Source organism: Micromonospora sp. NBC_00821 (genome assembly GCF_036347035.1).
In the GTDB taxonomy this organism is placed as follows: domain Bacteria; phylum Actinomycetota; class Actinomycetes; order Mycobacteriales; family Micromonosporaceae; genus Micromonospora; species Micromonospora hortensis.
The window spans coordinates 277,099-291,321 of sequence record NZ_CP108880.1; the positions used below are offsets into that span (position 1 = coordinate 277,099).

Genomic DNA, 14,223 nt, shown 5'->3' on the forward strand with positions numbered 1-14,223 from the left:
CCTCGTCGTTGGTGGGGATGGGGGGAGTTGAACCCCCACGCCCTTTCGGGCACACGGACCTGAACCGTGCGCGTCTGCCATTCCGCCACATCCCCGTGGCACAACCCGGAACACTCTAGCCGCCCGGCCCCGCTGTCTCCAACGGGCCTCGGGAATACTACGCTGTCCCCGGCGCTCGCCACGAGCGATTACCGTTCGTGGCGGACGAAAGATTAGCACGACAATCCCGGCCCTTCCGAACGGGTCGAGAGCAGCCGGCCGAGCGGCGTGTGAGCTGCGCGCGCGCCGGCCGGATACCATCATGTCCTCGGGACCCGAGGAGGAGCCGGTGAGCGTGCTGCAACGCTTCGAGAAGCGTCTGGAAGGCCTGGTCGAAGGGGCCTTCGCCAAGGTCTTCAAAGGGGTGGTTCACCCCGTGGAGATCCTCAACGCCATGCAGCGGGAGGCCGAGGCGCACAAGGCGATCCTGGCCGGTGGGCGCACGTTGGTGCCCAACCGCTACGTGATCGATCTCTCGCCGTTCGACCACAGTCGGCTGGCGCCGTACGCCGCCGCGCTGGCCCAGGAGTTGGCCCAGTCGCAGGCGGAGTTCATCGGCGAGCAGGCGTGGACGGTCTACGGCGACGTGATCGTCGAGATCGAGCGAGGCGAGGGTCTGGACACGGGCATGTTCCGTGTCACGGCCGAGGTCTACACCGGCGGTGAGGTCGCCCCGGTGTCGGCGCCCGGCTACGACGCCGGCCCGCCCGCCTACCCCGCGTACGACCAGGGCGGTGGCTACGGTCCGCCGCCCGGGCACGGTGGCGGTCGCAACGTGCGGCTGGTCTCCGGCGACGGTCGCACCTACCCCCTCCAGATGGGGTCGACGGTGATCGGTCGCGGCGACCAGGCCAACCTGCGTCTGCCCGACGTCGGCATCTCCCGGCGACACGCCCGGCTGGATTTCGACGGGGGCCAGGTCGTGTTGACCGACCTGGGTTCGACCAACGGCACCATGGTGAACGGGCAGCGGGTCTCCGCCGTCGCGCTCAACCCCGGTGACATGGTCCAGCTCGGGACGACGACGCTGACCTTCCGCGTGGACGGCTGACCCGCCTTGCCGGAACTGGTCATCACCGTTGCCCGGTTCGGGTTCCTGATCCTGCTGTGGATCTTCGTGTTCACGGTGGTCGGCGTGATCCGCCGGGACCTCTTCGCGGGCGCCCGGTCCGGTCGTCTGGTGGCCGCGCCACGCGCGGTAGGCGCCTCGACGGGGCAGGCGGCGAAGCCGGCGAAGGTGAAACGGGGCAGAGCGGCGCACCAGCTGGTGGTGACGGCCGGTCAGCTGGCCGGCACCAAAATCACTCTCGGTGAAGCGCAGATCACCATTGGTCGGGCTGAGGACTCCACCCTGGTCATCACCGACGACTACGCCTCAGCGCGACACGCCCGGCTCATGCCGCGTGAGGGGCAGTGGTACGTCGAGGACCTCGGCTCGACTAACGGCACGTACCTCGATCGCGCTAAGGTCTCCGGACCAACCCCCGTCCCCCTCGGCGTGCCGATCCGGATCGGCCGCACTTCCCTCGAATTACGGCCATGACTCTGACCCTGCGCTATGCGGCCCACAGCGACCGCGGTCTGATCCGAGACGGCAATCAAGACTCCGTCTACGCCGGGCCGCGGTTACTCGCCGTTGCCGACGGCATGGGCGGTATGGCCGCCGGTGACGTCGCCAGCAACATCGTCATCGGTGCCATGGCGCCGCTCGACGAGGACGTCCCGGGGGACGCTCTCGTCGATGCGTTGCGTTCGGCCGTGGGCACCGCCAACCAACAACTCCGTGACACGGTGGACGCCAACCCACAGCTGGAGGGGATGGGCACCACGCTGACGGCGACCCTCTTCACCGGCAGCAAGCTGGGGATGGTCCACATTGGCGACTCGCGGGCCTACCTGCTGCGCAATGGCGAGTTCGCGCAGATCACCAAGGACGACACCTACGTCCAGATGCTGGTCGACGAAGGCCGCATCAGCGCCGAGGAGGCGAGCAGTCACCCGCAGCGGTCGCTGCTCACCCGCGCCCTCGACGGTCGGGACATCGACCCGGAATACTCGGTCCGCCAGGTCATGCCCGGCGACCGGTACCTGATCTGCAGCGACGGCCTCTCAGGTGTGGTCAGCGCCGAAACCATCGGCGAGACCCTGCGCGAGTACACCGACCCGCAGCAGTGCGTCGAGCGGCTGGTGCAGCTCGCGCTGCGCGGCGGTGGGCCGGACAACATCACGGTGATCATCGCCGACGCCACGGACCAGGACATCGTCGAGGCGACCCCGATCGTGGGCGGCGCCGCCGCCCGGGACCGCGGCATGGCGACCTCTGCCGACGACTCGACTCCGGCCGCCCGAGCCTCGGCGCTCTCCGCGCCGCGCCCGGCCGCGCCCGAGGAGCCGGCGGCCTCCGACGACGACGCCGACCGGCCGAAGCGACGCCCGGTCCGGACCGCCGCCATGGCGCTGGCCCTGCTGGTGATCGTCGGTGGTGCGGCGTTCGGTGGTTGGACCTACACCCAGCGGCAGTACTACGTGGGAGCCACCGAAGAGGGCCAGGTTGCCGTCTTCCGCGGTGTCCAGGGTCAGATCGCCGGGATGGACCTGTCCAGCGTGCACCGTCGCAGCGGCACCCGCCTGGACGACCTCACCGTCGCCGCACAGGACACCGTCAAGGTCGGTATCCGGGCCAAGAGTGAGCCGGACGCCGAGCGTCAACTCGCCGAGTTGACCAGCGACACGCCGAGCAACCCCAACCTGAAGCCGCTCTGCCCGCTCGACCCGACCGCCGCCGGGGTCACCACGCCGACTCCGACGCCGACCCCGGTCGGTTCGACGCCGACCCCGAACGGCAGCCCGAGCGCCAACGCGTCGCCGACCCCCAACGGGGTTGTCAGCGCAAGCCCGACCGTCGGTGCCACCACCGCTCTCGGTGGGGCCGGCGCGACCACCACACCCGACGTCACGCCCTCCGACTCGGCCACACCGGCGCTCGACACGGCCGGCTGCCGGTCTCCTGAGTGAGCGTCGGCTGAGATCCTGAGGACTCCACCCGTGACCGTAGCGGCCACACCGGCACCCTCGCCCGCCACCGCGGGCGAGCAATCCGGCGTACGCCTGGCGCGGTCGCGCCGCAACGCCGAGCTGTACCTGCTGTTGCTCGCGATGGTGCTGGTGGCCGCGTACGGGGCGACCGTCGAGGCGAACCTGCTGGACACTGTCACCTCGGACTTCTGGATGCCGGCCGCCGCGCTCGGCGCGGTCTTCCTCGGCCTGCACCTGGTCATCCGGTTCCTGGCCCCGTTCGCCGACCCGGCGCTGCTGCCGGCGGTGGCCCTGCTCAACGGGCTCGGGGTGGGCTTCCTGCGCCGGATCGACCTGGGCGACGCCCCGGTGGCCGAGCGGGAGAGCCTGGCCGTCTTCGCGGGGCAGGGCGGGCGGCAGCTGGCCTGGACGCTCAGTGCGGTGATCCTCGCCGCCGGCCTGCTCGCGATCATGCGCGACCACCGGTCGATCTCGCGGTACGCGTACACCCTGGGGTTGGCCGGCATCGTGCTGGTGATGATCCCGGCGGTGCTGCCGCCGAGCATCTCCGAGATCAACGGCGCGAAGCTGTGGGTTCGGGTCGGCAGCTTCTCGATCCAGCCGGGTGAGTTCGCCAAGCTGGCGCTGCTGGTCTTCTTCGCCTACTACCTGGTGCGCAAGCGTGAGGTGCTGTCGCTGGCCAGCCGGCGCTTCCTCGGCATCGACTTTCCGCGTGGCCGTGACCTCGGGCCGGTGGTCGGCGTCTGGCTGATCAGCGTCCTGGTGCTGGTCTTCGAGAAGGACCTGGGCACCTCGCTGCTCTACTTCGGCATGTTCGTGGTGACGCTCTACATCGCCACCGAACGGGTCAGTTGGCTGCTGATCGGCCTGGTCCTCTTCTTCGGCGGCGCGTACCTCGCCTATGTCCTCGGCTCGACTGTCGGCGGGCCGTTCGCCAACTTCTACGTGCGGGCGGAGATCTGGCTCGACCCGTTCGCCGACCCGACCAACAAGGGCTACCAACTCGTGCAGGGCCTGCTCGCCCTGGGCACTGGCGGGCTCTTCGGCGCGGGGCCGGGCGGCGGTCAGCCGGAGATCCTGCCCGAGGTGCAGAACGACTTCATCTTCGCCGGCATCGGTGAGGAGATCGGCCTCTTCGGCCTGTCCGCGCTGTTGGTCGTCTACCTGCTGATCGTGGAGCGCGGGCTGCGTGCCGCGCTCGCGGTACGGGACTCGTTCGGCAAGCTGCTCGCCGGCGGTCTGGCGTTCACCCTCGGCCTCCAGGTCTTCGTGATCGTCGGCGGGATCAGCAAGCTCATCCCGCTGACCGGTCAGACCACCCCGTTCCTGTCCGCCGGCGGGTCGTCGTTGATGGCCAACTGGCTGCTCATCGCGGTGCTGCTGCGGGTCTCCGACGGGGCCCGCCGACCGGTGACCGGGGGCAGCGGGGGCAAGGCGGTCCGACCCGGCGGTGGCCCGCCCGAGCAGCTGCACGGTGCTCCCACGGAGGTGATCAAGCCGTGAACGCACCCCTGCGCCGCGTTGGCGTCGTCGTCATGGTCCTGTTCGGTCTGCTCTTCGCCAACCTCAACTGGATCCAGGCCTACAAGGCGGATGAATACCGGACCAGCGACTACAACGGTCGGGTTCAGGTCGCCGAGTACGACCGCAAGCGCGGCAACATCGAGGCTGGTGGCACGGCCGTGGCCACGAGCAAGGAGACCACCGGCAGCCTGAAGTTCCTGCGCACCTACCCCAGCGGCGCCAAGTACGCCCACGTGCTCGGCTACAAGCCGGTCAACCTGGCCGACCAGGGCATCGAGCAGGTGGAGAACGACTTCCTGGCCGGCACCAGCGACCAGCTGATCGGCGACCGGTTGAAGGACATGTTCACCGGCGACGACACCGGCGGCGGCAACGTGCTCCTCACGCTCTCCAAGCGGGCCCAGGACGTGGCGTACGAGCAGCTGGGCAACAACGAGGTGGGTGCGAAGCGGGGCGCGGCGATCGCCATCGACCCGCGTACCGGTGCCATCCAGGCGCTGGTCTCCATGCCGAGCTTCAACCCGAACCCGCTGGCCAGCCATGACACAAAGGAGGCGGCGGCGGCGTACAACAAGCTGGAACAGGACCCGGAAGGTCCGCTGAAGAACCGCGCGCTCGCCGAGACGCTGCCGCCGGGCTCCACCTTCAAGATCGTGGTGGCGGCGGCGGCGCTGGAGAACGGCGTCACCAAGTCCACCCAGATCCCGGCCGGTCCCAGCTACACCGCGCCCACCTCGGGCACCCCGATCCGCAACGCCGATCCGTCGATCTGCCCGACTCGGCAGGTCAGCCTGCTGGAGGCGGTCACCAAGTCGTGCAACACCGGCTTCGCCCAGCTCGGTGTGCGGCTCGGCGCGGAGACCGTCAAGGAGAAGGCCCGCCAGTTCGGTTTCGAGCAGGAGGACCTGACCGTCGGCCAGCTCGGCGAGGGCGGCCTGCCCACGGCGGCCAGTCGAACCGGGACGATGCAGAACCAGGACGGCAGCACCGACCCGGCCGCGCTGGCCCAGTCCTCGATCGGTCAGAACAACGTCCGGATGACGCCCCTCGAAGGCGCCATGATCGCCGGCTCGATCGCCAACAACGGCAGCCAGATGCGGCCGTACCTGGTGCGGCAGCTGCTCGCTCCGGACCGGACCACCAGCTACTACACAGCGAAGGCGCGGGAGCTGCGTCAGCCCGTCGAGCCGCAGGTCGCCACCGACCTGCGCGAGATGATGGTCAGCGTGGTCCAGAACGGCACCGGGCGAAAGGCCGCGATCAACGGCTACACGGTCGGCGGCAAGACCGGCACCGCCCAGTCCGCCCCGGACCGGCCCGACCACGGCTGGTTCATCGGCTTCGCCCTGGACAAGAACGGTAACCCCGTCTCCGCGGTCTGCGTGATGCTGGAGCAGGCCGGCCCCGGTGGCAGCGCCGAGGCGGCTCGGATCGCCGGTCAGATCATGCGGGCCGCCATCGCCGACCCAGGGGGTCGCTGACATGCTCAGCCCCGGCGTGCAGCTCGGCAACCGCTACCGTCTCGACGAGCGGATCGCCAGCGGTGGCATGGGCGACGTCTGGCGCGGCACCGACCAGGTGCTCGGCCGGACGGTCGCGGTGAAGAGCCTGCTGCCCGCCCTGCTCGACGACCCGGACTTCGGTGAGCGGTTCCGCGGCGAGGCCCGCACCATGGCCACCATCAATCATCCCGGCGTGGTGGACGTCTACGACTTCGGCAACGACCAGCAGATCGCCTTCCTGGTCATGGAGTACGTCGAGGGTGACGCCCTGTCGTCCACGTTGAGCCGGGTCGGCCGGCTCACCCCGGCCCGGACGATGGCCCTCGTCGCGCAGGCCGCCGACGCGCTGCACGCCGCGCACGAGAAGGGCATCGTGCACCGCGACGTGAAGCCGGGCAACCTGCTGGTCCGGCCGAACGGCACGCTGGTCCTGACCGACTTCGGCATCGCCCGCTCCGACCTGGTCGGCCAGCTCACCGCCGCCGGTTCGGTGCTCGGCACCGCCTCGTACATCTCGCCGGAGCAGGCCACCGGCGGCGTGGCCACCCCGGCGTCAGACGTGTACGCCCTTGGCGTGGTCGCCTACCAGTGCCTGGCCGGTCGGCGGCCGTTCGAGGGCGACAACCCCCTCGACATCGCGATGCGACACGTCCGGGAGACGCCCCGGCCCCTGCCGGCCGACATCCCTCCGCAGGTGCGAGCACTTGTCGAACGGGCGTTGGCAAAGGACCCGGCCGCCCGCTGGCCGAGCGCCGCCGCACTCGCCGGAGTCGCCCGTCAGCTCAAGGCCACGCTCTCCCAGCAGGCTCGGGCCGGCGCCAACTCCGGGCCGGTGTCCGCGGCGCCCGCCTCACCCGCCGCGCCCGGCCGGGCCCAGGTGCCGCAGGCGCACCAGATGCGTCCACCGGCTGCCCGTCCACCGGTGGCCGGAGCCAGGCCGACCGCTGTCGCACCCGCCCAACAGCCACGCCCCACCGCCGTCGCGCCGGCCGTCCGGCCGCAGGGCGCACCGAACGGCTACCCGCGCGGTGCGGCAGCGGTGCCGTCCGGGCCGCCCCGGCAGGAACACCCGCCGGCGTACGTCCGGCAGGCCGGCCCGGCGACGCCGTCGCCCCAGCCCCAGCGGTCCCGGCCGGGAATGGTGCTTCTCGCCATCCTGCTGGCCGTGCTGGTCCTGCTCTGCTCCGGCGTGATTTCCTACAACCTACGGAAGCAGTCGCAGGCCGGTGTATCGGCCGGGCTGGCGCCGCGCACCGTGGCGTCCGGCGCGCTACGACTCGACCGGCGCGACGATCCGACCCGGACGTCGTACCGTCGAGAGGTACGACTCCAGCCGGGCAACGGCGGGACGACGACGAGCGAAGGACGACAGACGCGATGACAGCGCAGGCCCGCCTGCTCGGTGGCAGGTACCAGGTCGGCGAACTGCTCGGCTATGGCGGCATGGCCGAGGTGCACCGTGGTCGCGACCTCCGGCTCGGTCGGGACGTCGCGATCAAGATGCTCCGCACCGACCTCGCCCGGGACGCGACGTTCCAGATGCGGTTCCGTCGGGAGGCGCAGAACGCCGCCTCGCTCAACCATCCGGCCATCGTGGCGGTCTACGACACCGGCGAGGAGACCGCGCCGACCGGTGAGACGCTGCCGTTCATCGTCATGGAGTTCGTCAACGGACGGACCTTGAAGGAGGTCCTCGGCGCCGAGGGGCGGCTCCAGCCGCGCCGTGCGCTGGAGATCTGCGCCGACATGTGCGCCGCCCTGGAGTTCAGCCACCGGCACGGCATCATCCACCGGGACATCAAGCCCGGCAACGTGATGCTCACCCAGACCGGCCAGGTCAAGGTGATGGACTTCGGCATCGCTCGGGCGTTGGCCAGCGGTGCGACCACCATGACCCAGACCAGCGCGGTCATCGGCACTGCCCAGTATCTTTCACCGGAGCAGGCACGCGGCGAGGCCGTCGACGCGCGCTCCGACGTGTACGCGGCCGGCTGCGTGCTCTTCGAACTGGTCTGCGGGCACCCGCCGTTCGTCGGGGACAGCCCGGTCAGCGTCGCCTACCAGCACGTACGGGAGACGCCACCGACGCCGAGCGACATCAACCCGGACGTCACCCCGGCCGTCGACGCGATCGTGCTCAAGGCGCTGTCGAAGAACCCGCTGAACCGCTACCAGAGCGCTGGCGAGATGCGGGCCGACCTGCTCCGCGCCGCCGCCGGCCGACCCGTGCTGGCCACCCCGGTGCTGCGCGAGGCGGAGACGGTGGCGATGGCCCCGGCCGGCGGTGGGGGCGGCTATCCGGCTTCCGGCCGTGGGCCGCAGACCGGGCAGATCCCGGCCCGGGTGGGTGACCCCCGTCAGCGCAAGGCGTCCTCCTGGCTGATCGCGACGTTCAGCGCGGTCGGCGTGCTGGCGGTGATCGCCCTGGTCGCCGCCCTGCTCTGGAACATGCAGAAGGACAACGACCTGAAGTCGGTGCCCACCCTCACCGGCAAGGCCCGGGACGTGGCGATCGCCGAGATCCAGAAAGCCGGTCTGTCCGCACAGGTGGGTGACCCGGTGCTGGCCAGTGACTGCACCGAGGGCACTGTCGTCAAGCAGAACCCGCTGCCGACCACCTCGGTGAAGCAGAACGGCACTGTCACCATTCAGATCTGTGGCGGTAAGCCCGAGGTGCGTGTTCCCGCCGGGCTCAAGGGCAGCAAGCGGGAGAGCGCCATCGCCCGGCTCACCGAGGCGAAGCTCAAGTTCGACGTCAAGACGGTCAACGACGAGGCGAGCCAGGACGAGGTCCTCAGCGTCGACCCGCCCGAGGGTGAGAGCGTTCCCGAAGGTACGCAGGTGAAGCTCACGGTCTCGAAGGGCAACATCCGCGAGGTGCCGGACGTCGTCGGGTTGGGCCAGGAGGAGGCCACCCGCGTCCTCCGGAACGACGGCTTCACTGTCGACGTGCAGAAGGGGCCGGAGGTGCCCGCCGACCAGGCGGGGACGGTCACCGACCAGAGCCCGAACGGCAAGGAGAAGAAGCCCACCGGCACGAGGGTGATCATCAAGGTGAGTCAGCCCGAGCCGGAGACCGACCCGACGCCCTCCGTGACGCCGACGGGCACGCCGACGGGCACGCCGACCACTCCCGGTAACGGGGGCGGCATCGGTCTGCCGTTCCCACCCCCGCCGAGCCGGCCCCAGGACTAGGCCACCTGCGGGCATCGACGTGACCGAGGCTGAGTCTTCCCCGGTCAGGCCGGTGCGGCGGTGGCCTCGACGCCTCCGCCGGCTGGCCGTCGCGGGCCTCGTCGTGCTGGTGCTCGCCAGCTCCCCGTGGCTGTGGACGACGCTCGCCGCACGCGGCCACCTGTACGCCGCCGCCGACGCGCCGGCCGCCGACGTGGTGATCGTGCTCGGCACCGAGGTGGCGGCCGATCGGCAGCGGCCGGGCGACCGTCTCGCCGGCCGCCTGGACACCGCCGCCGAGTTGGTGACCAGCGGGCGAGCCACAGTGGTCTTGGTGTCGGGCGACGGCGGTGGGGAGTCCGGCGACGAGCCGGCGGTGATGACGACGTACCTCGCCGAGCGCGGTGTCGACAGGCGTCGGGTGGTGGCCGACCCGTTCGGCCTGGACACCTACGACAGCTGCGCGAGAGCCCGCGAGGTGTACGGCGTCGAGCGGGCCCTGATCGTCACCCAGTCGTACCACCTGTCCCGGGCGGTGACGCTGTGCCGGCAGCTCGGCCTCGACGTCGACGGGGTGACCGCCCGCTGCGACGGCTGCGGTGCTGCCCTGCTCGCCGAGAAGTCGGTTCGGGACTACTTCGCCAGTGGCAAGGCGGCGTGGGACGCGGTGCGCGACCGACCGCCTGCGGTGCGTTCGCCCGCCAGTTCCGCGGTCCAGGACGCGCTGCGGGGCTGACCCGGCCGGTGCGCGGGGTCCCGATGATCCGGTGACTGTGCCCTGACGTCCGGCCCCTCAGGCGGTGGCGAAGGCCGCCCGACGACGTGCGTCCACCTCGGCGGCGAGCGCGGGTGCGCGCTCCAGCGCCTCGGGGTGACCGCAACTGGCCAGCCAGTTGGCCAGCATCAGGTGACCGCCCTCGGTGAGCACCGACTCCGGGTGGAACTGGACGCCCTCGATGGGCAGTGTCCGGTGCCGCATCGCCATCACCACGCCGGAGCCGGTCCAGCCGGTGACCTCCAGCTCGTCGGGGAGCGTCTCGGGCAGCACGGCGAGCGAGTGGTACCGGGTGGCGGTGAACGGGTCGGGCAATCCGGCGAGTACGCCGACCGAGTGGTGTCGTACCTCGGAGGTCTTGCCGTGCAGCAGCTCGGGGGCGCGTGTCACTGTCGCCCCGAAGGCTTCGCCGATCGCCTGATGGCCGAGGCAGACACCGAAGATCGGTAGCTGACCCGCGTACTCCCGGATGACGTCCAGGCAGATGCCGGCCCGGTCCGGGCTGCCCGGCCCCGGCGACAGCAGGATGCCGTCGGCGCCAACAGTGCCCACCTCGGCGACGTCGATCTCGTCGTTGCGGCGGACCACGCAGTCCACGCCGAGCTGGCCCAGGTACTGCACGAGGTTGAAGACGAACGAGTCGTAGTTGTCGATCACCAGGACGCGCATGGTCACCTGCTCGGGGAGGGGGGCGCGGGGTTGTTCTGGTCGGTGTCGTACGGCAGATCGTGCTCGTCGCCGGCCGGCGTCTCCCCGGTCACCGGGTCGCCGCCGCCACCCGTCTCGGCGGGTACGCCGGACTCGACCTGCACGTCGTCGAAGGGCAGCAGGGGCTCGGCCCACGGGAAGGCGACGTACCACAGCAGGGCCACTGTGGCAGCCACCAGGAGGACCGAGCCGGTCAACTTCCCGACCACCCCGAACGGCAGCTTGCGCCAGATGAACGCGTACACCGGGTCAGCCTCCCAGCTCCGCCGGGCGGCCCGCGGACTTGGGTTGGGTGCGGTCCAGTTCGGCGTGGATGATCAGGCGTTGGTAGTTGTCGAACTTCGGGTTGCACGTGGTGAGGGTGAGCATCCGCTTGGTCGCCTTCTTGTCCGGTTCGCCGGGCACCGGTGCCACCACCTCGACCTGGGTCGGCCGGACGATCCGGGACTGCGACACCCGGTAGACGTACCAGTCGGTCTTGCTCTCGACCACTATCGGGTCGCCCTCGTTCAGCTCGTCCAGCCGCCAGAAGGTAGCCCGGTTGCGGTGGCCTGCGACGGAGAAGTTGCCCACCTGGCCGGGGAGCGCACTGGTCGGGTAGTGGCCGGGGGCGAAGCGGATGTCCTGCTGAGTGACGCCCTCGACGACGACCCAGTTCTTGTCGAGCTTGGGGATGTAGAGGCCCGCGAGCGGTTTTCCGCGTACCGGCGGGGACGGTTTGACGCTCGGGCCGACTGACGGGGCCACAGTCGGGTCGTCGGTCGGGCCCCACGCCTGGGTCAACTGGTTGTTGAGGTCGTTCTGGTGGGCGTCGACGATGGCCGACTTGCCCCAGACCTCGTAGCCGGCGAAGAGCAGGACCACCAGACCGAAGGTGATCAGGATTTCGCCGGTGACGCGGACGCCGGTGCGCAGTCGCGAGCCGAACGACGGGCGGGTCAGCTCGGAGTAGACGCTCTTGTAGCCCTCGCCGGTCTGATGCGGCCGGAGTTGCACCACCCGCTCGCCACGTCGGGGTTGGGGAGGGTCCGCGGGGTTGGCGCCGGTCGGCTCGTCCGGGACGGCGGTGCGGGGGACGGCACCCATCAACGCCGTCGAGTCCATTGTCGGCGGCCTGGTGGCAGGAGTGGCGGGCACTGCCGGAATCAACGCGGTGGCGGCCGGGTCCGCGCCGTGATCCCCGCCAGCGTTCGGCGGGACCCGGCCCGGCCCGGTCGGCGGGACCCAGCCGGGGCCGGTCGGTGGGAAGCCTTCCGGCCCGGCCGCTGCGACGCGCTCGGGGGCGGCCGGGGAGACCGGGGTGGCCGGGGAGCCGGTGGGTCGGCCGGGACGGGCGGTGACCTGCGGAATGTACGCGGTCGGCGCGTCGGCAAGCGGCGGCGTCGAGGGCCCGGAGGAGACAGGCCGGCTCGGCGCGCTGGGAGCCGACGGCCGGGTCGGCGTCGGCACCCCGCCGGGCGTGGCCGGGCGGGTCGGCGCCGCACCGGGTGGGTTGCCGGCCGGCGGGCGGGTTGGTGCGGCGCCGGGTGGGTTGCCCGCGCCCGGCGGGCGGGTCGGTGCGGCGCCCGGTGGGTTGCCGGTGGTCGGCGGGCGGGTCGGTGCGGTGCCGGGCGCCGTCGGTCGGGTGGACGCGGCGCCGGGCGCGGGGGTCGGGTCGGGGCGTTGCCGGGGGCAGCCGGCCGAACCGGGCCCTGGTTGCTGGCGGTCGGTCGGCCGGGGGTGGTCGCGGAGGGAACCCCCGCGCCGCCGTGTGAGCCCGGCCCGGCCGCCGCGCTGCCCGGCCATGGCGGTGGCGCTTCGGCACCCGGGCGGCCCGGGTTCCCGGTCGGCTCGGGTCGAGCCCCGCTCGGCGGCGGCTGCTCGGTGCGCGGCTGCTCTGCGCGCGGCTGCTCGGTGCGCGGCGGCTGCGGGGCTCGCGGCGGCTGTTCAGGGCGCGGCGGTTGCAGCACCGGCTCGGGCCAGTTGCTGGCGGGGGTCGGTCGGCCCGGTGTCGACTCGGGCCGGTCGAACTTGGGCAGAAAGGCGGTCGGCTCGTCGGTCTGGTCCCGGTGTCGCCCGTCGCGTCGTTCGTCCGGCCCGCTCACTTGGGCACCGTAGCCGAGCGCAGGGCGGTGGAATCCTCGAATGCGGGAACTCGCACCGTGGAGGCCGTCTCGCTGTAGCCAAGCTGGTAGTCGTCGACCGCGTCCTTGAACAACCGGACTCCCTGAGAGCTGGCGAGGGCCTGCTGGAGGGCAGCGGGATCGCCGATCGCTACGATCTTGAACGGTGGGGAGTACACCCGGCCGTGCAGTAGCAGGGTGTTACCGACGCAGCGTACCGCGCTGGTGGTGAGCACGCGGACATTCATGATTGACATGGCCTCGGCTCCGCCGGCCCAGAGCGCGTTGACCACCGCCTGTACGTCCCCCTGATGCACCACCAGGTCGTCGTTGCTGGCGTCCGACTGGGTCTGGTCGAGCTGGGGCGCGTCGTTCAGCTCGACTGTCACCCCGGGCCCGCTGAGGGCGGTGAACCCGGCGTCCTGGAGGCTGCCCTGGGCGCGATTCTGTTGAGCCTTGATCGGGGCGTCCGACCCGGCCAGGGTGTTGGTCCGTTGCTCGACCTCGCCGCGCAGCGTGGCGGCGCGGCGCTCGCTGGCGGCGACCTGTTCGCGGCGGTCCTCGATGAGCTGGTTGAGCTGGGGGCGCCGGTCCTCTCGGAGAGCGGTGCCGCCCGCGGTGGTCGCGGTGGTGGTGAAGAGCAGCCCGGCCGCCGCGGCGATCAGGGGCACCCCGATCGACCAGCCCGGACGGCGTTGGCGCGGTCGCCGGGGCAGCAGCCCGGCGGCGGCCCGTCGGAGGACCTTCTGCCAGGAGGTTGCGCCGGATGTGTACTCCACCGAGCGTTCCTTCCGCGTGTCAGGGATCGGTCCGTACCGGCTGGGCCGGTGATGCGAACAGTCCCGCCTCTTTCGGTCACTCCGTGCACCGGCCTGACCCCATTCGTGGTCCAGGCGGCCAATCGGGACTACGCTAGCTCTCGAACATTATTGGCCATGGACCGTCGCCCCCGCGCCCGGTTGTCAGGCCGGACGAGGTCGTCACCCCTCTGGAGAGCGCCGTGCCCAAGTCTCAGGTCCGTAAGAAGAAGGTGTACACCCCGCCGACGGACGTACGTCCGACGACGACGACGTCTTCGTCGCGCAAGCCTAGCCCGGTGTGGTTGCCGATCACCGCGGTCGCCTTGATCGTCGTCGGGATCGGCTGGCTGGTGCTCTACTACCTGTCCGAGCAGGAGTACCCGGTCATGGCGTGGGGTTACTGGAACCTCGCCGTCGGCTTCGGTGCGATGGTCGCCTCGCTGGGGTTGCTCTCTCGCTGGCGCTGATCCGAGCGGACCGTCGCGTCGGCGGTCCCACGTCACCCCGTCGAGCCCCTGCCCAGCAGGATCGGGTGGGGCCCCCTATGGTGTGCGCAGGCAGCG

General features: G+C 71.3%; 13 protein-coding genes and 1 tRNA gene. 9 read left to right on the top strand and 5 right to left on the bottom strand.

What is annotated here, in order from left to right; all coding sequences use genetic code 11:
* Nucleotides 1-9: 9 nt before the first annotated feature.
* Nucleotides 10-95: transfer RNA gene (locus tag OHB44_RS01295), tRNA-Leu, on the bottom strand.
* Between the two features lie 206 nt (nucleotides 96-301).
* Here OHB44_RS01295 and OHB44_RS01300 point away from each other — a divergent pair.
* The 8 genes from OHB44_RS01300 to OHB44_RS01335 are packed head-to-tail and all read left to right on the top strand — an operon-like array spanning nucleotide 302 to nucleotide 10,011.
* Nucleotides 302-1,090: an FhaA domain-containing protein gene (locus OHB44_RS01300; RefSeq protein ID WP_007454122.1), complete on the top strand. Its 789-nt coding sequence runs from the start codon at nucleotides 302-304 to the stop codon at nucleotides 1,088-1,090.
* A 6-nt stretch (nucleotides 1,091-1,096) separates the two neighbouring features.
* The gene (locus OHB44_RS01305) at nucleotides 1,097-1,582 is read left to right on the top strand and encodes an FHA domain-containing protein FhaB/FipA (RefSeq protein WP_238687679.1); all 486 of its coding nucleotides are present in this window, start codon (nucleotides 1,097-1,099) and stop codon (nucleotides 1,580-1,582) included.
* Nucleotides 1,579-3,054 carry a PP2C family protein-serine/threonine phosphatase gene (locus OHB44_RS01310; RefSeq protein WP_238687680.1) on the top strand — a complete coding sequence of 492 codons (1,476 nt, stop codon included), beginning with the start codon at nucleotides 1,579-1,581 and terminating at the stop codon, nucleotides 3,052-3,054. The genes OHB44_RS01305 and OHB44_RS01310 overlap by 4 nt, the downstream gene beginning before the upstream one ends.
* Before the next feature lie 30 nt (nucleotides 3,055-3,084).
* Nucleotides 3,085-4,578 (top strand): FtsW/RodA/SpoVE family cell cycle protein, encoded by a 1,494-nt coding sequence (locus OHB44_RS01315; protein WP_266304081.1) that lies wholly within the window; start codon nucleotides 3,085-3,087, stop codon nucleotides 4,576-4,578.
* On the top strand, nucleotides 4,575-6,080 hold the full coding sequence (locus OHB44_RS01320) for a peptidoglycan D,D-transpeptidase FtsI family protein (RefSeq protein WP_330439414.1): 1,506 nt from the start codon (nucleotides 4,575-4,577) through the stop codon (nucleotides 6,078-6,080). The genes OHB44_RS01315 and OHB44_RS01320 overlap by 4 nt, the downstream gene beginning before the upstream one ends.
* Before the next feature lies 1 nt (nucleotide 6,081).
* Nucleotides 6,082-7,482 carry a serine/threonine-protein kinase gene (locus OHB44_RS01325; RefSeq protein ID WP_238687683.1) on the top strand — a complete coding sequence of 467 codons (1,401 nt, stop codon included), beginning with the start codon at nucleotides 6,082-6,084 and terminating at the stop codon, nucleotides 7,480-7,482.
* Entirely contained in the window at nucleotides 7,479-9,296 is a 1,818-nt protein-coding gene (pknB, locus tag OHB44_RS01330) for a Stk1 family PASTA domain-containing Ser/Thr kinase (RefSeq protein WP_238687684.1), read from the top strand. Before OHB44_RS01325 ends, pknB begins: the two co-directional genes overlap by 4 nt.
* Nucleotides 9,297-9,348: 52 nt before the next feature.
* On the top strand, nucleotides 9,349-10,011 hold the full coding sequence (locus tag OHB44_RS01335; protein ID WP_330439415.1) for a SanA/YdcF family protein: 663 nt from the start codon (nucleotides 9,349-9,351) through the stop codon (nucleotides 10,009-10,011).
* A 57-nt stretch (nucleotides 10,012-10,068) separates the two neighbouring features.
* On the opposite strand, the gene OHB44_RS01340 is transcribed toward OHB44_RS01335, so the two are convergent.
* From OHB44_RS01340 to OHB44_RS01355, 4 genes are all read right to left on the bottom strand, one after another.
* A complete protein-coding gene (locus OHB44_RS01340; RefSeq protein ID WP_330439416.1) occupies nucleotides 10,069-10,719 on the bottom strand; it encodes an aminodeoxychorismate/anthranilate synthase component II in 651 nt (216 codons plus the stop codon).
* 2 nt (nucleotides 10,720-10,721) lie between these two features.
* Nucleotides 10,722-11,003, bottom strand: coding sequence for a hypothetical protein (locus tag OHB44_RS01345; protein ID WP_238687687.1), 282 nt, complete (start codon nucleotides 11,001-11,003; stop codon nucleotides 10,722-10,724).
* A gap of 4 nt (nucleotides 11,004-11,007) precedes the next feature.
* Entirely contained in the window at nucleotides 11,008-12,543 is a 1,536-nt protein-coding gene (locus OHB44_RS01350; RefSeq protein WP_330439417.1) for a class E sortase, read from the bottom strand.
* 295 nt (nucleotides 12,544-12,838) lie between these two features.
* Nucleotides 12,839-13,639 carry a DUF881 domain-containing protein gene (locus tag OHB44_RS01355; RefSeq protein ID WP_238687689.1) on the bottom strand — a complete coding sequence of 267 codons (801 nt, stop codon included), beginning with the start codon at nucleotides 13,637-13,639 and terminating at the stop codon, nucleotides 12,839-12,841.
* Nucleotides 13,640-13,860: 221 nt separating this feature from the next.
* Between OHB44_RS01355 and OHB44_RS01360 the strand changes: the two genes are divergently transcribed.
* Nucleotides 13,861-14,127, top strand: coding sequence for a cell division protein CrgA (locus tag OHB44_RS01360; protein ID WP_238687690.1), 267 nt, complete (start codon nucleotides 13,861-13,863; stop codon nucleotides 14,125-14,127).
* The last annotated feature ends 96 nt before the right edge of the window (nucleotides 14,128-14,223 follow it).